This is a genomic window from Streptomyces sp. P17 (assembly GCF_032436805.1).
Classification (GTDB): Bacteria; Actinomycetota; Actinomycetes; order Streptomycetales; family Streptomycetaceae; genus Streptomyces.
In genome coordinates, this window is sequence record NZ_JAVRBF010000007.1 from 100,794 (window position 1) to 118,931 (window position 18,138).

Annotated in this window: 18 protein-coding genes, 1 pseudogene and 1 riboswitch; of the genes and pseudogenes, 9 read left to right on the top strand and 10 right to left on the bottom strand. The window is 69.1% G+C overall.

The features are described from left to right. Window position 1 precedes the first annotated feature (1 nt). The 5 genes from RMT89_RS06465 to RMT89_RS06485 form a co-directional block, all read right to left on the bottom strand. The gene (locus tag RMT89_RS06465) at window positions 2–484 is read right to left on the bottom strand and encodes an NUDIX hydrolase (RefSeq protein ID WP_315882943.1); all 483 of its coding nucleotides are present in this window, start codon (window positions 482–484) and stop codon (window positions 2–4) included. 99 nt (window positions 485–583) lie between these two features. Continuing rightward, a complete protein-coding gene (locus RMT89_RS06470; protein ID WP_315882944.1) occupies window positions 584–1,489 on the bottom strand; it encodes a LysR family transcriptional regulator in 906 nt (301 codons plus the stop codon). 216 nt (window positions 1,490–1,705) lie between these two features. After that, a complete protein-coding gene (locus tag RMT89_RS06475) occupies window positions 1,706–2,845 on the bottom strand; it encodes a cystathionine gamma-lyase (RefSeq protein WP_315882945.1) in 1,140 nt (379 codons plus the stop codon). After that, the gene (locus tag RMT89_RS06480) at window positions 2,842–3,333 is read right to left on the bottom strand and encodes a low molecular weight protein-tyrosine-phosphatase (RefSeq protein WP_315882946.1); all 492 of its coding nucleotides are present in this window, start codon (window positions 3,331–3,333) and stop codon (window positions 2,842–2,844) included. Before RMT89_RS06480 ends, RMT89_RS06475 begins: the two co-directional genes overlap by 4 nt. Window positions 3,334–3,339: 6 nt before the next feature. Further along, window positions 3,340–3,717: a phage holin family protein gene (locus RMT89_RS06485; RefSeq protein ID WP_315882947.1), complete on the bottom strand. Its 378-nt coding sequence runs from the start codon at window positions 3,715–3,717 to the stop codon at window positions 3,340–3,342. Window positions 3,718–3,777: 60 nt separating this feature from the next. On the opposite strand from RMT89_RS06485, the gene RMT89_RS06490 reads away from it, so the two are divergent. The 4 genes from RMT89_RS06490 to RMT89_RS06505 all read left to right on the top strand — a co-directional run bounded on the left by RMT89_RS06490 (window position 3,778) and on the right by RMT89_RS06505 (window position 6,197). Beyond that, window positions 3,778–4,095: a cupin domain-containing protein gene (locus RMT89_RS06490; RefSeq protein ID WP_315882948.1), complete on the top strand. Its 318-nt coding sequence runs from the start codon at window positions 3,778–3,780 to the stop codon at window positions 4,093–4,095. A 183-nt stretch (window positions 4,096–4,278) separates the two neighbouring features. Beyond that, window positions 4,279–4,491 carry a DUF5326 family protein gene (locus RMT89_RS06495; protein WP_315882949.1) on the top strand — a complete coding sequence of 71 codons (213 nt, stop codon included), beginning with the start codon at window positions 4,279–4,281 and terminating at the stop codon, window positions 4,489–4,491. 197 nt (window positions 4,492–4,688) lie between these two features. Next, the gene (locus RMT89_RS06500) at window positions 4,689–5,660 is read left to right on the top strand and encodes an IclR family transcriptional regulator (RefSeq protein ID WP_399497666.1); all 972 of its coding nucleotides are present in this window, start codon (window positions 4,689–4,691) and stop codon (window positions 5,658–5,660) included. Window positions 5,661–5,759: 99 nt separating this feature from the next. Beyond that, window positions 5,760–6,197 carry an SsgA family sporulation/cell division regulator gene (locus RMT89_RS06505; RefSeq protein ID WP_315882950.1) on the top strand — a complete coding sequence of 146 codons (438 nt, stop codon included), beginning with the start codon at window positions 5,760–5,762 and terminating at the stop codon, window positions 6,195–6,197. 202 nt (window positions 6,198–6,399) lie between these two features. On the opposite strand, the pseudogene RMT89_RS06510 reads toward RMT89_RS06505, so the two are convergent. Next, window positions 6,400–7,031: pseudogene (locus RMT89_RS06510) on the bottom strand (YibE/F family protein); the annotation flags it as partial. Between the two features lie 71 nt (window positions 7,032–7,102). Next, a riboswitch (TPP riboswitch) is annotated at window positions 7,103–7,293 on the top strand. Here RMT89_RS06510 and thiC point away from each other — a divergent pair. The 3 genes from thiC (at window position 7,286) to RMT89_RS06525 (ending at window position 10,968) form a co-directional block, all read left to right on the top strand. Beyond that, the gene (gene thiC / locus RMT89_RS06515) at window positions 7,286–9,073 is read left to right on the top strand and encodes a phosphomethylpyrimidine synthase ThiC (RefSeq protein ID WP_315882951.1); all 1,788 of its coding nucleotides are present in this window, start codon (window positions 7,286–7,288) and stop codon (window positions 9,071–9,073) included. (Overlaps the previous riboswitch by 8 nt.) Window positions 9,074–9,180: 107 nt before the next feature. Beyond that, window positions 9,181–9,486 carry a hypothetical protein gene (locus tag RMT89_RS06520; protein ID WP_315882952.1) on the top strand — a complete coding sequence of 102 codons (306 nt, stop codon included), beginning with the start codon at window positions 9,181–9,183 and terminating at the stop codon, window positions 9,484–9,486. 81 nt (window positions 9,487–9,567) lie between these two features. Continuing rightward, window positions 9,568–10,968: a VWA domain-containing protein gene (locus RMT89_RS06525; RefSeq protein WP_315882953.1), complete on the top strand. Its 1,401-nt coding sequence runs from the start codon at window positions 9,568–9,570 to the stop codon at window positions 10,966–10,968. Between the two features lie 69 nt (window positions 10,969–11,037). Here RMT89_RS06525 and RMT89_RS06530 read toward each other — a convergent pair whose 3' ends face one another. The 3 genes from RMT89_RS06530 to RMT89_RS06540 all read right to left on the bottom strand — a co-directional run bounded on the left by RMT89_RS06530 (window position 11,038) and on the right by RMT89_RS06540 (window position 14,493). Next, window positions 11,038–11,910 (bottom strand): hypothetical protein, encoded by an 873-nt coding sequence (locus RMT89_RS06530; RefSeq protein WP_315882954.1) that lies wholly within the window; start codon window positions 11,908–11,910, stop codon window positions 11,038–11,040. Window positions 11,911–12,102: 192 nt separating this feature from the next. Next, window positions 12,103–13,179, bottom strand: a complete 1,077-nt coding sequence (locus RMT89_RS06535) for a metallophosphoesterase (RefSeq protein ID WP_315882955.1) — start codon at window positions 13,177–13,179, stop codon at window positions 12,103–12,105. A 201-nt stretch (window positions 13,180–13,380) separates the two neighbouring features. Next, window positions 13,381–14,493 carry a LacI family DNA-binding transcriptional regulator gene (locus tag RMT89_RS06540; protein ID WP_315882956.1) on the bottom strand — a complete coding sequence of 371 codons (1,113 nt, stop codon included), beginning with the start codon at window positions 14,491–14,493 and terminating at the stop codon, window positions 13,381–13,383. A 427-nt stretch (window positions 14,494–14,920) separates the two neighbouring features. On the opposite strand from RMT89_RS06540, the gene hisC reads away from it, so the two are divergent. Further along, window positions 14,921–16,015, top strand: a complete 1,095-nt coding sequence (gene hisC / locus RMT89_RS06545) for a histidinol-phosphate transaminase (protein WP_315882957.1) — start codon at window positions 14,921–14,923, stop codon at window positions 16,013–16,015. Here the strand turns inward: hisC and RMT89_RS06550 are convergent. Next, the gene (locus RMT89_RS06550; RefSeq protein ID WP_315882958.1) at window positions 16,012–16,395 is read right to left on the bottom strand and encodes a cyclophilin-like fold protein; all 384 of its coding nucleotides are present in this window, start codon (window positions 16,393–16,395) and stop codon (window positions 16,012–16,014) included. The two genes, hisC and RMT89_RS06550, sit on opposite strands and share 4 nt — an antisense overlap. A 220-nt stretch (window positions 16,396–16,615) precedes the next feature. Here RMT89_RS06550 and RMT89_RS06555 point away from each other — a divergent pair, with 220 nt between their 5' ends. After that, on the top strand, window positions 16,616–18,124 hold the full coding sequence (locus tag RMT89_RS06555; RefSeq protein WP_315882959.1) for a cytochrome ubiquinol oxidase subunit I: 1,509 nt from the start codon (window positions 16,616–16,618) through the stop codon (window positions 18,122–18,124). The last annotated feature ends 14 nt before the right edge of the window (window positions 18,125–18,138 follow it).

Sequence of the window (18,138 nt, forward strand, 5' to 3'; positions counted from 1 at the left end):
CTCAGCCGAGGTCCGGGGCGTGCATGGCCCGTACGCCCTCGATGTTGCCGTCCAGATAGTGGCGCAGCGACAGCGGAACGAGGTGTACGGAGGCGATGCCTACGCGGGTGAACGGCACGCGCACGATCTCGTACTCGCCGATCGGTTCGTCGACCTCGGGGCCGTGCCGCAGGGACGTGTCCATCGACTCCAGACGGCACACGAAGAAGTGCTGGACCTTCACTCCGGTCGCGCCGCCGTCCTCGCCGATGTGCTCGACGGTGTCGACGAAACAGGGCACCACGTCGATGATCTTGGCGCCGAGTTCCTCGTGCACCTCGCGGTGCAGGGCCTCCACGACGGTCGTGTCCGTCGGTTCCACCCCGCCGCCGGGGGTCAGCCAGTAGGGATCCATGCCCGGCTTGGTGCGCTTGATCAGAATAAGGTCGTCACCGTCCAGCAGAACGGCGCGGGCGGTGCGCTTGACCACGGGTCGGACGGTCATGGGAGAAATGTGGCCCGGCTGGTTCCACGTGAAACATCGCGAAACGTCACGAGGCGAGCTCAGCGGGTGATCTCCCCTTGGCCTGAGCCCGCAGTGCGCTCAGCACCAGTCGGAAGCCGCCTGCAGCAGCCATTCATGGGCTCGCGCGATATGCGGCATCGCGAGCGTGCCGGTGCGGACCACCAGGAAGTACGTTCGCAGGGGCGGTACGGCGGGTTCGTGCAGGGAAAGGACGTCGCCTCGGTCCAGAGCGGGCGCACACAGATAGCGGGGCAGGACCGCGAGGCCCGCGCCCGCGACCGCGCACGCCAGGACGGCCCGTAGGTCGGGGACGATGACGGTGCCGGCGACGGCCGGGCGGGAGTCGAAGACGGAGGCCCAGTAGCGGGAGACGAAGGGCAGCGACTCATGCACCTCGATCACCGGCACGTCCTCCAGCGCGGGTGCTCCATTGCGGTGCGGTGCCCCGGCGCCGATCTTGTCGGCCCAGCGCGGGGCGGCCAGCAGCACATGCTCTTCGTCGCAGAGCGCAGTCGCGGTGAGCAGAGCGCCCCGTGGGCGGGCCGTGCAGATGGCCAGATCATGATGTCCGGCGGCCAGCCCCTCCAGCGTCTCCTCGGCATTGCCGAAGGACGCCCGCAGCGCGAAGCCCTGGCCGTCGTCCCCGGTCAGCTCGGTGAGCGCGGGCAGGGCCCGTTCGGCGGTGAACTCGGGAGGCCCGGCAAGGTGCAGGGTGCGTAAGGAGGACTCGTCGTCGAGGCCGGTCTCGGTGATCTCGACCAGGGCGTCCAGGTGCGGCGCGGCCTTGTGCGCGAGTTCGTCGCCGATGGTCGTCGGGGTCACGCCCCGGGCCTGGCGGAGGAACAGGGGGCGCCCCAGTTGTCGTTCGAGGGTGCGGATCTGGGAGGTCACAGCGGGCTGGGACAGGCCGAGCAGGGCGGCGGCGCGGGTGAAGGAGCCGGCCCGGTGCACGGTCACGAAGGTGCGTAACAAGGCCAGGTCCATGTCACGCCCTCCCCTTCTCCGCCCTCCCTCAGCCCCCCGGCCGCGCCCAACTATAAATAAGTCGATAGGTCTCTGTCGCTACTGTGATTGGACACTGACACAGAGTCAACTAGCCTTGTTCGCGCGGTTCTTCGCGCGCGGAACCGAGGACGGTCCGAGCCACGAGGGGGGAGGCTCGGACCGTCCGTTGTACGTAGCCGGGCCCCACCGAGGCGCTCAGCCCGCCGACTCGTCCAGCGCTCGCAGCACATCCGCCACAAGGTCCTCGGGGTCCTCGGCGCCGACCGAGAGCCGGATGAAGCCCTCCGGCACCGCGTCCCCGCCCCAGCGTCCGCGCCGCTCGGCCGTGGACCGCACCCCGCCGAAACTGGTCGCGTCGTCCACGAGCCGCAGCGCGTCGAGAAAACGCTCGGCACGCGCGCGCGTGGGGAGCGTGAAGGAGACCACGCACCCATAGCCCCGCATCTGCCGTGCGGCGGTCGTGTGCGAGGGGTCGGTGGGCAGCCCCGGGTAGCGCACCCCGAGCTCCTCCGGCCCGTCGCGCAGCGCCTCCGCGACCGCCAGGGCCGTCGCGTTCTGCCGGGCCACGCGCAACTGGAGGGTGGCGAGGGAGCGGTGCGCGAGCCATGCCTCCATGGGACCCGGAATCGCGCCGACGATCTTGCGCCAGCGGCGGACGGCTGTCATCGCCTCACCGGCGCGGCCACAGACGTAGCCGAGCAGGAGGTCGCCGTGCCCGGTGAGCTGCTTGGTGCCGCTCGCCACCGAGAAGTCGGCGCCGAGCTCCAGCGGGCGCTGCCCGAGCGGTGTCGGGAGCGTGTTGTCGACGGCGACGAGGGCGCCACGCGCGTGTGCCGCCTCGACCAGCCGCCGGATGTCGCAGACGTCCAGGCCGGGATTGGAGGGCGTCTCCAGCCACAGAAGCCGGGCGCCGTCGAGGACGTCGAGCTGAGCGTCGCCGCCGGTCGGCGCGGTGCGCACCTCGATGCCGTATGCCTGAAGCTGGTCGCGCACCAGGGGCAGTGCCTGATAGCCGTCGCTGGGCAGGACGACCGCGTCCCCGGCGCGCAGCTGGGAGAACAGCACCGAGGAGACGGCGGCCATGCCGGAGGCGAACACGAGCGTCTCGACACCGTGCTGGTCCGGCGCCTCCAACTCGCCTACGGCCCGCTCCAGATGGGTCCAGGTCGGGTTCTCGTCGCGGCCGTAGGTGTACGGGCCGGTGGGGTCGCCCGGGAGATGGAAGTGGGCGGCGAACACCGGGCCGGGCAGAGTCGGTTCGTGCTTGACCGGCTCGGGCAGTCCGGCACGCACCGCGCGCGTGCCGTCGCCCGTGCCCCGCGCGGCGTCGCTCATGCCGCCCGCTCCTCCGCCTGCTCGCGCACCGCGTCGAGCAGCCCGGTGCTCGACGCCTCGACCATCGCCAGGCACTCCTCGAAGCCCTCCATGCCCCCGTAGTACGGGTCCGGTACGTCGAGGTCGTCGCCGGCGGTGGGGTCGTACGACCGCAACAGGCGCACCTTCGCCGCGTCCTGCTCGGTCGGGGCGAGCCGGCGCAGGGCCTTGAGGTGGCCCTCGTCGAGCGCCACGACCAGGTCCAGGCGGGCGAACCAGGAGGCCTCGAACTGCCGGGCGGTGTGGCCGCTGTCGTAGCCGTGCTCCGCCAGGACGGAGACGGTGCGCGGGTCGGCCGGGTCGCCCTCGTGCCAGCCGCCCGTGCCGGCGCTGTCGACCTCGACCAAGCCGTCGAGCCCGGCCTCCGCCACCCGCGCGCGGAAGACAAACTCGGCCATCGGGGAGCGGCAGATGTTGCCGGTGCACACGAAGCAGACGCGGTATGTCATCGGCGCTCAGTCCCCGTCGGGCAGGACGACGTTGAGCGCCCAGGAGACGATCGAGATGATCAGGCCGCCGAGTACGGCGGTCCAGAAGCCCTCGACGTGGAAGCTCAGGTCGAGCGTGTCGGCGAGCCAGGAGGTCAGCAGCAGCATCAGCGCGTTGACGATCAGCGTGAACAGGCCGAGCGTCAGGATGAGCAGCGGCAGGCTCAGCAGCTTCACGACGGGCTTCACCAGGAAGTTGACCAGACCGAAGATCAGTGCGACCAGGAGCAGGGTGCCGACCTTCTTGCCGGTGCTGCCACCGGTGAGGGTGATCTTGTCCAGCAGCCATACGGCGACCGCCAGGGCACCCGCGTTGGCGATCGTCTTGACTACGAAATTCTTCATGTGTCTGATCGTGGCAGACGAGATCGCATGCGAGCAGTGGGACGAGGGCGGACAAGAGCGATGAAGGCATTCCGGCTGGATGAACTGGAGGCGGAGCGCGCCGCCAATGAGGGCGCCTACCTGCAGTTTCTGCGGGAGCGGAACATGTCGGTCGGTCTGTACGCGCTGAATGCGGGTGAGCGTGATCCACAGAAGCCGCACAACCAGGACGAGGTCTACTTCGTCGTGAGCGGCCGTGCCGCGATCACCGTCGGCATGGAGACCACCCAGGTGGCGCGGGGCAGCGTGGTGTACGTGCCGGCCGGCGTGGCGCACAGGTTCCACCACATCAGCGAGGATCTGCGGGTGCTCGTGGTGTTCTCTCCGCCCGAGAGCTGAGGGTCCGCCCCCGGATTCCCTAGGGGATCGATCAGGGGAGGACAGGGGGCGCCAGGCCCCCGCCGGAGCCCTCCGCGCCCCTAGCATCGAAGGCAGGCAAGCAGAGACGGGTCCGCCGGTACAGCGCGGGCCCGTCCGACGGGACCCGGCACAGCGACGGGCGGAGAGGTAAGGACGAGGGCGATGGGTGAGATCTTCGCGGGACTGCCGTGGTGGGTGAAGTGGATCGCGGTGCCGGTCATCGCCCTGGTGGTGTTCGGCGGGCTGATAGCGAGCGTCGTCGGCTTCGTCATCGGGCTGCTGTTCAAGGTGCTGGTCTTCGTGGCCCTGGTCGGCGGACTCATTTATGTCGTACGGAAGTTCACGTCGAGCTCTTCTTCGCGGAGCGACTTCTGAGGGCCCCGCGGGCAACCGCTGAGCGGTAACCAGAATCATCGGTTCCCTCGGCCGAGGGAAGTTTCCGGGCAGGCCGTCTGCGAGCGGTGGCGGACGATTAGAGTCCGGAAATCGACGCGGGGACGACCCCGCGAGCGGCGTACACCCCCACCCGTGTTCCCCGCACGGGCTGCCCCCTCGCGCTCCGGGAGTGATCCTTGGCCACGGTTGACACCGCACCCTCAGAATCCCCCGCAGCCCGCGCACCCGCCCGGGCCCCTCACCCCGGCACCGGAACCTGCGTCCGGCCCCCGACCCAGCCGACCCCCCAAAGCTCCGCGGGCCCCACGAGCCCGACGAGTCTCTCCGGTTCCGCGAACTCTCCGGGTCCGGCAAGCCCCTCGGCGTCCGCGGATCCCGCGGCCCTGGCGAGTTCCTCCGGCTCCGCCACCCTCATCGGATCCGTCCAACGCGCCATGCGCCTGCTGGAATCCGTCGCCGACCACGAGCACGGCGCCCCCGCCAAGCAACTGGCCCGGGAGAACGGCCTGGCGCTGCCCACCGCCTATCACCTGCTGCGCACCCTCGTCCACGAGGGCTATCTCCGCCGGGACAAAGGCCTGTTCTTCCTCGGGGAGGCGGCCGAGCGGCTGAGCAGCAGCGGAGCACAGCAGAAACGTCGCAGCACGGTCGCCGACGCGCTCGCGCACTGGCGGGACGCCATCGGCGTACCCGTGTACTACGCGGTGTACCAGGAGGGGGAGATCGAGGTCATGTGTGTCTCCGACACCCCGGGCAACCCGGCGGTCGAGGAGTGGGCCGACTTCCGCGAGACCGGGCACGCGCATGCCATCGGGCAGTGCCTGCTGGCCCAGGTGGACGAGGCCACCCGCCGGGACCATCTGGAGCGCTATCCGGTACAGCCCATCACCCCGTACACCGTGCGCGACGACCACACCCTGCTGCGGCGCCTGGACCGGACGCGGCGCATGGAACTGGTGATCGAGCGCCAGGAGTACGCACTGGGCACGGTGTGCGCGGCGATTCCGATCACCGTCGGTACCACCGCGGCGACGATGGCGATCTCTCTTCCGGTTCATCAGGCCGACCGTCTGCTGGCCGCGGCACGGCAGTTGCAGACCGAGATCGGACGTCATCTCGGGTCACTGGCGATCTCTATCAGTATCTGAAAACTCACTCCTTGTGATCTGCCGTGTACGTTCAGCAAGATGCCTCAGTGTCAGGGGGATCATTCCTGGCCAATCCGACGGCAGATGACGGGGTAGGCGATGCGCGAGTCCGTACAGGCAGAGGTCATGATGAGCTTTCTCGTCTCCGAGGAGCTCTCCTTCCGCATTCCGGTGGAGCTGCGATACGAGACCTGTGATCCCTACGCCGTGCGGCTGACCTTCCATCTGCCCGGAGACGCCCCGGTGACCTGGGCGTTCGGGCGGGAGCTGCTGATCGACGGTGTGGGCCGGCCGTGCGGTGAGGGCGATGTGCGCGTCACACCCGCCGACCCCGATGAGCTCGGCGATGTGTTGATCCGGCTTCAGGTCGGCGGCGATCACGCGCTGTTCCGCTCCTCCGCGGCGCCGCTCGTGGCGTTCCTCGACCGCACCGACAAGCTGGTGCCGCTGGGCCAGGAGGGTGCGTTGTCCGACTTCGACGCCAGCCTCGACGAGGCCCTGGACCGCATCCTGGCGGAGGAGCAGAGCGCGGGCTGAAGCGTTAGGGAACGGCAGCGCGGGGAGCCGTGCCGTAACGCTTCAGCGGGGGCTGCGGGGCCGTGCAGGAACGCTTCTTCGCTGAGCGGGGAAGCACCTCGGGCCGACCTCCAGCCTCACCTCTTGCGCCGCCGCCCCGCCCCCCACGCCCCGGAGCCGTCTGGGCACCGGCCATCGCGGGCTCCCGTTCGGAGTGGTCGGCCGAGACCACCAGGGCGGCCAGAGCCGTGGTGACCGGGACAGAGGCGACCAGGCCGATCGAGCCGACCAGCGTGCGCACGATCTCCTCCGCGTACTGGAGGTCCTTGGGCGCCGAGGGCTCGTAGGCGACCACGACCTTCTCGCCCTCGTGAAGTTGCCGCGACTGGTCGGGCTGGACGATCTCGGTGAAGGTGCGGCCCTTGTCCTTGCCGGTGTCGACGCGGACCGTGGCCTTCTTGCAGATGCCGCCCTCCTGCTGCTGCGCAGAGGAGCCCTCGGCGGTGGAGGTGTCGCCGGTCGGCGGGACCCCGGAGGCGTTCGCCGCGGAGCGGCTGACCTCCTCGACCTCGGTGACCGTGGCCTGCTGCGTCTGCCGGCCGAAGCCGACTCCGGTGCGCTCGTGCGGGGCGCGCCGTCCGGCCACAGCACCACGAGCCCGGCGACCACCGCCGCGGTGAACGGGATGAGACCCGCCGCGATGACCTTGCGCAGATGCCTGGAGACCGGAGCCGCCGGTCCATGGGCGTGGCTGTGGGAGTGGCCGTTTCCGTGCCTGTCACCGCCGCCGGTGGATCCGGAACCGGGACCGCGGGGCGGCTCAGGCAGGAGCGGTGGTTCATGCGTCGTGGTCACCGACCGATCATCGCGAGAACGACAGGGGCCCCCTGTTCACCGCGCCCGAATTGACGCTAACGTGGGGGCACCTTTGTACACGCGGGAGCTCGGAGCACCGGGCTGAGAGGGCGCTGACCTCCGTCCCAGCGATGTTTCACGTGGAACGTCACCACACGCGAGTGACTTTTCCCCACGGAACGTCGGCAGACGGAAGCCGCTGCGTCGACCGCCGAACCTGTTACCGGGTAATGCCGGCGTAGGGAGTAGGTCTTATGACCATCAAGGACGCACGCACGCCTGCCTCCAGCCAGGACGAGAAGTCCCAGGAGGCCGGGAAGTCCATCGGCTGGCACAAGGCGTACGTCGAGGGCACGCGCCCCGATCTACGGGTGCCGGTCCGTCAGGTGCACCTCACCAACGGGCAGTCCGTCACGCTGTACGACACCTCGGGCCCGTACACCGATCCGCTCGTCGACACCGACGTCCGCCGGGGTCTGGCCCCGCTGCGGGAGAACTGGATCATCGCCCGCGGCGACACCGAGGAGTACGCGGGCCGTCCCGTCCGCCCCGAGGACGACGGGATCAAGCACACCTCGCCCCGTGGCGGCAACCTGCGCAACCTCGACGCCGTCTTCCCGGGCCGGCCGCGGCTGCCGCGCCGCAGCAGGGACGGCCAGGCGGTCACCCAGCTCGCGTATGCGCGCCGGGGCGAGATCACGCCCGAGATGGAGTACGTCGCCATCCGGGAGAACGTTTCTCCAGAAGTCGTCCGCGAGGAGATCGCGGCAGGCCGTGCGGTCCTCCCGGCGAACGTCAACCACCCGGAGATCGAGCCGATGATCATCGGCAAGCGGTTCCTGGTGAAGGTCAACGCCAACATCGGCAACTCCGCGGTGACGTCCTCCATCGAGGAGGAGGTCGAGAAGATGACCTGGGCGACCCGCTGGGGCGCCGACACGGTCATGGACCTCTCCACCGGCCGCAATATCCACACCACCCGCGAGTGGGTGCTGCGCAACTCCCCCGTCCCCATCGGCACGGTGCCGCTCTACCAGGCCCTCGAAAAGGTCGACGGCAGGGCCGAGGAGCTGACCTGGGAGATCTACAAGGACACCGTCATCGAACAGGCCGAGCAGGGCGTGGACTACATGACGGTCCACGCGGGCGTCCGCCTGCCGTATGTGCCGCTGACCGCCAACCGCAAGACGGGCATCGTCTCGCGCGGCGGCTCGATCATGGCGGCTTGGTGCCTCGCGCACCACAAGGAGAGCTTCCTGTACGAGAACTTCGAGGAGCTGTGCGAGATCCTCGCCGCCTACGACGTCACGTACTCGCTCGGCGACGGCCTCAGGCCCGGCTCGATCGCGGACGCCAACGACGAAGCGCAGTTTGCCGAGTTGAGGACGCTCGGGGAACTCAACCGGATCGCGAAGCGTTTCAACGTACAGACCATGATCGAGGGCCCGGGACATGTCCCGATGCACAAGATCAAGGAGAACATCGACCTTCAGCAGGAGATCTGCGATGAAGCTCCGTTCTATACGCTCGGCCCGCTGACGACGGACGTCGCGCCCGCGTACGACCACATCACCTCCGGCATCGGTGCCGCGATGATCGCCTGGTGGGGCACGGCCATGCTCTGCTACGTCACGCCCAAGGAGCACCTGGGTCTGCCCAACCGGGACGACGTCAAGACCGGCGTCATCACCTACAAGATCGCTGCCCACGCGGCCGACCTCGCCAAGGGACACCCCGGCGCCCAGGAGTGGGACGACGCCCTGTCCGACGCCCGCTTCGAGTTCCGCTGGGAGGACCAGTTCAATCTGGCCCTCGACCCGGACACGGCACGGGAGTTCCACGACGAGACCCTGCCGGCGGAGCCCGCCAAGACCGCCCACTTCTGCTCCATGTGCGGTCCGAAGTTCTGTTCGATGAAGATCTCGCAGGACATCCGCCGTCAGCACGGCAGCACACCGGGGGAGATCGAGGAAGGTATGGCGCAGAAGTCCAAGGAGTTCGCGGCTGCGGGCAACCGCGTGTACCTGCCGATCGCGGACTGAGGTCCATGTGGTGGGTCCGCGTTTCGGAGCCGGCCCGAGGGCAGCACACGAAGCGCGGATCCGTTGGGTCACTGAGTCGGTCAGGGCTCTGGAACGACCGGGAGCGGGTGGCGGAGTATGGCGAGCGGATGGCGCAGGGGACGGTGCCGACTGCAGTCGCGGTGTCGACGCTGGATCGCTGTCAGCCCGCGGTGAGCCTCCAGTCGACCGACGAATACGAGCACTGGGGGCTGACGCATTTCCTGCTCAACGGCCATCACAAGCTGGAGGCGGCGGCCTCGGCCGGACGTCCCGTGCAGCTTCTGTCGCTCCTGGCCATGGACGAGAGCCTGTCCGGCCCCGATGATCACCACAGGTTGGGAGCCCTGCGCTCACAGCCCAGCCTGAGCCGTGGGGCTCGGTCGGCCCGGTGACCTGGGTCAGTTCGCGGCCGCCCCGGGGTGAGGTGGTGTTCCGGGCTTTCGGGGCACCGCCTCACTGGGCAGACTGATCCCATGACCGCACTGAGCAAGGGCGCCAATCTTCCTGTCGAGTCCCCGGCGGTACGCGTGGAGCTCTCCTGGTCCGAGGGACCCGGAGTGCCCGACGTGGACGCCTCGGCGCTGCTGCTGACCGCGGCCGGACGCGTGCGGGACGACGCCGACTTCATCTTCTACAACCAGCCGCACCACGCCTCCAAGGCCGTCAGCCACCTGGGCAAGCAACGCGTCGGGGGCGTCGTCACCGACACCGTGGCCGTCGACCTCGGGGCGGTGGAGCCGGCCGTCGAGCGGATCGTGCTGTGCGCGTCGGCCGACGGCGGGACGTTCGGGCAGGTGCCCGGACTGACGCTGAAGCTGGTCGACGACCGGACCGGGAGCGAGGTCGCGCGGTTCGTCGCGGCGGCGGCCACGGAGACCGCGTTCATCGGCGGCGAACTGTATCTGCGCCAGGGGAAGTGGAAGTTCCGGGCGGTGGGACAGGGGTACGCGTCCGGACTCGCGGGGCTGGCAACGGACTTCGGCATCTCGGTGGACGAGGAGGAGACCGCCCTACCGACACCACCGCCGGTGCCGAGGGCGGCGCCGGCGCCCGCCGTATCGCCGGCCGCCCCGCCGGCCGCCCCGCCCGCCGCGCCCTCTGCCTCCCCCAGTCTCACCAAGGGCGAAGAGCGCCTGCCCGTGGACATGCGCAAGCGGCTGGACCTCCGTAAGCAGCAGGTCGCGGTCAGTCTCAGCAAGCATGGTGCCGCCGGTATCACCGCTCGCGTCATCCTGGTGCTGGACGCCTCCGGGTCCATGTCGTTCCTGTACTCCCGGGGAGTCGTCGCGGACGTCGTGGAGCGGATGGCCGCCGTGGCCGCGCAGTTGGACGACGACGGGGAGATGCAGGCCTGGACCTTCGCCTCGAACCCGGCCCGGCTGCCCGACTTCCGGCTCGGGGAGCTGCCGGAGTGGATGCGGCTGCACGTCAGGTGCGGTGAGATGAGCCTCTTCGGGGCCAAGAAGCGGAAGAAGGGGCTTGAAGAGAGCCAGGTCGACATGCGGACGGTCGGCATCCAGAACGAGGAACAGAAGGTGATCGCCGAAGTCCGCGCCTACGTCCGCCAGAACCCCGCCCCGGTCCCCACCCTGGTGCTGTTCTTCTCCGACGGAGGCGTCTACCGCAACGCCCAGATCGAGAAGGAGCTCCGGGAGGCCGTCGAGGAGCCGATCTTCTGGCAGTTCGTGGGCCTCGGCAAGTCCGACTACGGCGTCCTGGAGCGCTTCGACACCCTGCCCGGCCGCCGTGTCGACAACGTCGGTTTCTTCGCGGTGGACGACATCAGCACGGTCCCCGACCAGGAGCTGTACGACCGGCTGCTGTCGGAGTTCCCGCACTGGACGGTGGCCGCACGCAGCGCGGGCATCCTCTGATCACAGCTGAAGGCCCGGACATTCGGCTTGCGCACCCCGCGGCGGGGGGCGCAAGCCGAGGGACCAGGGTCACTCCGGCTGGTGCTCCGGGCCCCCGAAATCCGGACTGGTGTAGTCCGGACTGCTGAAGCTCGGGCGTGGGCCTGACGCAGGGCCCTCTCCGGGGCTGGAGAAGCCCGGGCGGTCGTAGCCGAGGCTCGGCATGCGGCTGGTCGGCGCCGTGGGTGCCGTGCGGTGCAGGGCGGCGGCGGTGCCGGGGTCGGCCAGCGCGTCCCGCAGGAACGGCAGGATGCCGCGCTCCAGCAGGGCTTCACGCCAGGCTTCCCTGGCCCGGGCCACCTCGCTGCCCAACTGCCCGTAGGGGCCGGTGTCGAGTGCCGGCCTGTTGCGCAGGGCGGTGAGCAGCAGTCCGACGGCGGCGACGAGGATCGCGGCCGCCGTCACGGCGCCGAACACCCAGCCGGTGGTGAGCATCGTCTGGGCGAACGCCGGCTCGGGTTCGAGCATCTTCAGGATGTAGCCCACGAGCAGGAAGATCGCCGCGGCGATTCCGGCGAGGACGGGGGTGAGGACTGCCGCGACGGCGACGATGCCCGCGCCGGCGGTCTCGGCGGCGCCCTCTCCCATGGTGGCGGCGAGCCCCATCACGCTCGGACCCGACTCGGTGGAGCCGGACTCGCGAACGGACGACGGGGTGGACGGCGCCGGGTGGCGCAGTTCCTCGCGGACCTTCACGTAATGCTGGTACTCGGTCGCCGCGGCCGCCGTGATGATCGCGGAGGCGTTGAGCGCCATGGTGCGCAGCTGTTCGGGGTTGAGCCGCTGTCCGACAGCGGCCAGTTCCGGGCGGGTTGGTGCGGAGCGCAGCGCCTCATCGAGGATCCGCTCGTACTCCTGGCGGTCCTCACTGTGCAGGTGCTGCGGAACGCTGTTCATGTGCATCCCCCGATGCTCCGTAGGGCTTGGGGCTCGCATGGCGACGAGCCGTCGGGCAGAAACGGAGGGGAGCCTGCTACGGATAAGCCGATGGTAGAGCGGTGACGGCACACGGTGACAGGGGGTTTCCAGAAATTGGGCCCTGGCCTGCGTCGTCTTCGGCCGTTCCGGCCCGGGGGAGGTCTGCCCGCGGAACGTTCAGATATCCAGGGGAAGTTGCTGGACCAGCAGTTTTCCGGCCATGGTCACTCCGCCGTCCATCGCGATGGCCAGACCGCCGGCGTAGATGTGCGGTCCCTCGACCACCGGCCCGCCGCCGTCCTCGCCGTCCTCGGAGCCGACCTCGCCCAGCAGATAGGGAATCGGGCTGTGGCCGTGAACGATACGGGTGCCGCCGTACGTATCGAGGAGGGAGCGTACGGCGTCGGAGCCGCCCTCGTCGCGGAAGGAGAAGCGCTTGGTGAACTTGCGGAACAGGTCCCAGCACTCGTCCGCGTCGTTGCGGGTGAGGGTCTCGCGGACGGTGTCGTTGACCTCTTCGATGGAGCGGCCGTAGTCGAGGTAGGCGGTGGTGTCGGAGTGGACGAGCAGATGCCCGTCGACCTCCTCCATGGCGTCCAGGCGGGCCATCCACTGGAGGTGGTGGTCCTGGAGGCGGTCCATGTCGGTCTTCTGTCCGCCGTTGAGCAGCCAGGCCGCCTGGAAGGTGGCGGTGCCCGCGCCGGAGTTGACGGGGGTGTCGGAGAACCGCTTGGCGCCGATGAGCAGCAGTTCGTGGTTGCCCATCAGGGCCTTGCAGTAGCCGCCGGCCGCGGCGGCCTCGGCGGACAGCCGCATCACGAGGTCGATGACGCCGATGCCGTCCGGGCCGCGGTCGGTGAAGTCGCCGAGGAACCACAGCCGGGCGGTGCCCGCGCACCAGTTGCCGGCGGAGTCGATCAGGCCCTTCTCCTGGAGGGCGGCCACCAGTTCGTCGAGGTAGCCGTGGACATCGCCCACGACGAACAGCGGACCGGGGCCGCCCGACTGCTGCGCGGGCACCGCCGTCACCGGCTCGACGGTCACCTGAAGCGTGTCACCGCGGTTGATGACGGGCAGGTCGCGCTGGGTGGGGGTGTACCCCTCGGGGTAGGTCTCCTCGACCGGCGGCGCGATGTCGCCCGGATGCGTGCTGTGGATGTACGGACCGGTCTCGTGGACGTACGCGGGCACCCGGAAGTCGCGCAACGTCGCCGTCCGCTCCACCTCGGGTCCCTGACCGGCCCCCTGAGTCATCAGACCCCTCCACCATCGCGCCGCATCTGCACCGCATCGGACTGCCTGGTCGCAGCGGCCCGCGGTGTCGTGGGCCCATCATAGGAATGCCGATCGCGCCATGTGATGACCCAGGGGTGGTGAATCAGAGCAGGGCTCCGGTTCACCGCGGCTTTCGCCCCGGTTGGGCAGGGCTTCTACCGCCTGCGTTTACGGCCGGTTCTACTGCTCCTCGGGCGACCGCGGCGGACTGACGGTCGTGCGCGGCGAACGTCGCTGGGACGAGGTACGCACGATCAGCTCGGTCGGTATCACCTGCTCGACCGGTTGGTCCGATTCGACCCCCTCGATCGCGTCGATGAGCAGCTGCACCACCGCCGTGCCGATCCGGCGCGGCTTCAGCGAGAGCGTGGTGATGGGCGGCTCGGTGTTGGCGTACACGGTGGACTCGCTGCAGCAGACGAGCAGCAGGTCGTCCGGTACCCGCAGCCCGTAGCGGCGGGCGGCGGCGAGCAGATCGGTGCCGTTCGGGTCGAACAGGCCGTAGACGGCGTCGGGGCGGTCGGGGCGGGCCAGCAGCCGGTCGGCGGCGACGGCGCCCGCGCACGGGTCGTGCGCCGGGTAGGCCTCGTACACCGGATCCTGGCCGACCCGCTCGCACCAGCGGAGGTAGGCGGTGGTGGACAGATGGGTGTACGTGTCCGTCGTCGTCCCGGTCAGCAGGCCGATCCGGCGGGCGCCGGCGTCGGCGAGATGATCGAGGATGCCCATGACCGCGGCCTCGTGGTCGTTGTCGACCCAGGCGGTGACCGGCAGCGAGCCTCCCGGGCGGCCGTCGGAGACGACCGGGAGACCCTGCCGGACCAGTTCGCTGACCACAGGGTCCTGGTCTGAGGGGTCGATGACGACGGTGCCGTCCAGGGCGACGTTCGACCACACGTCGTGGCGGGAGGTCGCGGGGAGGATGACGAGGGCGTAGCCGCGGGCGAGCGCGGCTGAGGTGGCGGCTCTGGCCATCTCGGCGAAGTAGGCGAACTCGGTAAAGGTGAAAGGTTCATCCCCGTACGTCGTCACGGTCAGGCCGATGAGGCCCGACTTTCCGGTACGGAGGGTTCGGGCCGCGGCCGATGGGCGGTACCCCAGCCGGTCGGCGACCTCGCGGACGTGGCGTCGGGTGGCGTCGGGGAGCCGGCCCTTGCCGTTGAGGGCGTCGGAGACGGTCGTGATGGAGACTCCGGCGGCGGCGGCGACGTCTCTGATGCCTGCCCGGCCCGGCCGGTTGCCCCGGCGGGCGGTCTCCGCGCGGCTCACCTGGTGCTTCCCTGCTGCTGTCATGGCGAGCCGATAGTAGGGCTCATGCGGTGGGGTAGTGCGGACGCATATGCAGCGGTTGACAGGCACGTTTCTGCAAGGTCATGCACCGTCAGAAGCTTTGGATTGCAAGGGAGTTGAGCGCTCCCATGGCAATACGTGACTTGTCGGCGTGCGCACACCTGCCAAGGTTCCGATGTTTCGAAGAGGTCTCAACTCACCTTCACGAGGGATGCGCGCCACGGCGCGAGCCACCGGCGCATAGATATATGTGTGACGCGCCCCCTACTTCGTACAGCTTCTGCCCCTGATGCCCCTGATGCCCCTGATGCCGGTGTGACGCAGGAGGTCGGTCCGCACCTGTACGCAGCCGAGCCGAATCCTCATAAGGTGAGAAGCATTGGAAGCCGGTGGTGACGATGGGCCGCCGGTGGTCGCGAGGAGGACTGCGGTGAGCGAGACGAGCCCCAAGCTGCGCGCCGAGCTGGAGGGTATCCCCACCTACAAGCCGGGCAAGCCCGCCGCGGCCGGCGGCCCGGTCGCCTACAAGCTGTCCTCCAACGAGAACCCCTATCCGCCGCTGCCCGGGGTGATGGAGAGCGTGACGGCCGCCGCCTCCGCCTTCAACCGCTACCCGGACATGGCGTGCACGGGCCTGATGAACGAGCTCTCCGAGCGCTTTGGCGTCCCGCTCTCCCACCTGGCCACCGGCACCGGCTCGGTCGGCGTCGCCCAGCAGCTGCTGCAGGCCACCTCCGGCCCCGGCGACGAGGTCATCTACGCCTGGCGGTCCTTCGAGGCGTACCCGATCATCACACAGATCAGCGGGGCGACCTCGGTACGGGTGCCGCTGACCTCCGGTGATGTGCACGACCTGGACGCGATGGCCGAGGCCATCACCGACCGGACCCGGCTGATCTTCGTCTGCAACCCCAACAACCCCACCGGCACGGTCGTGAAGCGGCCGGAGCTGGAGCGGTTCCTGGACCGGGTGCCCGGCGATGTCCTGGTGGTGCTGGACGAGGCCTACCGGGAGTTCATCCGGGCCGCCGAAGGTGAAGGAGGTGCGGTGCCCGACGGCGTGGAGATCTACCGGGACCGGCCGAACGTCTGCGTTCTGCGCACCTTCTCCAAGGCGTACGGCCTCGCGGGGCTGAGGGTCGGCTTCGCCATCGCCCATGAGCCGGTGGCGGCGGCGCTGCGCAAGACCGCGGTGCCCTTCGGCGTGAGCCAGCTCGCCCAGGACGCGGCCGTGGCCTCGCTGCAGGCGGAGGACGAACTGCTCGGCCGGGTCGGCTCGCTGGTCTGCGAGCGCAACCGCGTGGTCGACGCGCTGCGCGCCCAGGGCTGGACGGTGGCCGAGACCCAGGCCAACTTCGTGTGGCTGCGGCTGGGGGAGCGCACGGTCGACTTCGCGGCGGCGTGTGAGCAGCACGGCGTGGTGGTCCGGCCGTTCCCGGGCGAGGGTGTGCGGGTGACGATCGGGGAGACCGAGGCGAACGACATCTTCCTGAAGGTGACGGAAGCGTTCCGCAAGGAGCTCTAGAAGTCCGTCGGTTCAGCAGGCTCCACGCGCACGGGGTCTCCGTTGCGCACCGTCGAGAGAAGACGGGGGTCGCCGTCGAGGCGGCCCAGGACATTGCACGGGCTCGCGAGGCGGCATTCGTCGCCTCGCGAGATCGGTGTGGGGCCATAGGGGAGGGCGAGGGCATCCCCGTCGGTCCAGAAGGCCACCGTGCCCGGCTCGACGACCTGTCGGGCGTCGGTTTCACGTGGAACCGAGACGCCGGTGTCGAAGTAGACCTCCTCGCCCCAGGTGCGGGCGGTGGAGACGAGCGGCAGGGCCTTGGCGAGGGCCTGGGTGGTCGGGGTGTCGTCGAGGGTCGCGGTGAGGTGTCCCGCGGGCCAGGAGATCAGTATCTGCATGACGGGCAATTCAACAAGATGTTGAATTCGCTGCCAAGACCCTGACGTGAAGGTGTGAGGAGGACCCCCCTTCCGTTGTCGAAAATCGGTGCGTCATAATTGCTTGTGAATGTGAACGCGTTCACAAGCGTGCGGTCGCAGTCCGGGTTGCTCCCGTGCTGCGCAGGACATAAGGGGCACACTGCCGCTGTGATCACGGCGATGTAAGGAGACTGACGACGTGGACCTGGCTCTGGCGCCGGAGACCCTGGCGCGATGGCAGTTCGGCATTACCACCGTCTACCACTTCCTGTTCGTCCCCCTGACGATCTCGCTCGCCGCTCTCACGGCCGGGTTGCAGACGGCCTGGGTGCGCACGGAGAAGGAGAAGTACCTCCGGGCCACCAAGTTCTGGGGCAAGCTCTTCCTGATCAACATCGCGATGGGCGTCGTCACCGGCATCGTGCAGGAGTTCCAGTTCGGTATGAACTGGTCCGACTACTCGCGCTTCGTCGGTGACGTCTTCGGCGCCCCGCTCGCCTTCGAGGCACTGATCGCGTTCTTCTTCGAGTCCACCTTCATCGGTCTGTGGATCTTCGGCTGGGACAAGCTGCCGAAGAAGATCCACCTGGCCTGTATGTGGATGGTGTCGATCGGCACGATCCTGTCGGCGTACTTCATCCTCGCGGCCAACTCCTGGATGCAGCACCCGGTCGGCTACAGGATCAACGAGGCCAAGGGTCGGGCCGAACTCACCGACTTCTGGCTGGTCCTGACCCAGAACACCGCGCTGGCTCAGGGCTTCCACACGCTCTCCGCGGCCTCCCTCACCGGTGGCGCCTTCATGGTCGGCATCTCCGCCTTCCATCTGCTGCGCAAGAAGCACATCAGCGACATGAAGACCTCGCTGCGGCTCGGTCTGGTCACGGTCGCCATCGGCGGACTGCTCACCGCGGTCAGCGGTGACGTCCTCGGCAAGATCATGTACGAGCAGCAGCCGATGAAGATGGCCGCCGCCGAGGCGCTGTGGGACGGGGAGGCGCCCGCACCCTTCTCGATCTTCGCCTACGGCGACGTCGACGAGGGCCACAACAAGGTCGCCATACAGATTCCGGGACTGCTGTCCTTCCTGGCCAAGGACGACCTCAGCTCGTACGTCCCCGGCATCAACGATGTGCAGAAGGCCGAACAGGAGCAGTTCGGGCCCGGTGACTACCGGCCCAACATCCCGGTCGCCTACTGGGGCTTCCGCTGGATGATCGGCTTCGGTATGGCGTCCTTCACCATCGGCCTGATCGGACTGTGGCTGACCCGGAAGAAGTTCCTGCTTCCACAGGCCCTGAGGGTCGGGGACGACGAGGTGCCGAATCTGGTCCTGTTCCGCAAGAAGGCCCTCGGCCCCAAGCTCACCACGTGGTACTGGCGCATCGCGATCTGGACCCTGGCCTTCCCGCTGATCGCCAACTCCTGGGGCTGGATCTTCACCGAGACGGGCCGCCAGCCGTGGGTCGTCTACGGCGTGCTCCAGACCCGCGACGCGGTCTCCCCCGGTGTCTCCCAGGGCGAGGTGCTCACCTCGATGATCGTCTTCACCTCGCTCTACGCCATCCTCGCCGTGATCGAGGTCAAGCTGCTCGCCAAGTACGTCAAGGCCGGCCCGCCCGAGCTCACCGAGGCCGACCTCAATCCGCCCACGAAGATCGGCGGCGACTCCCGTGACGCCGACAAGCCGATGGCCTTCTCGTACTAGGCCGAGGGAGCTGC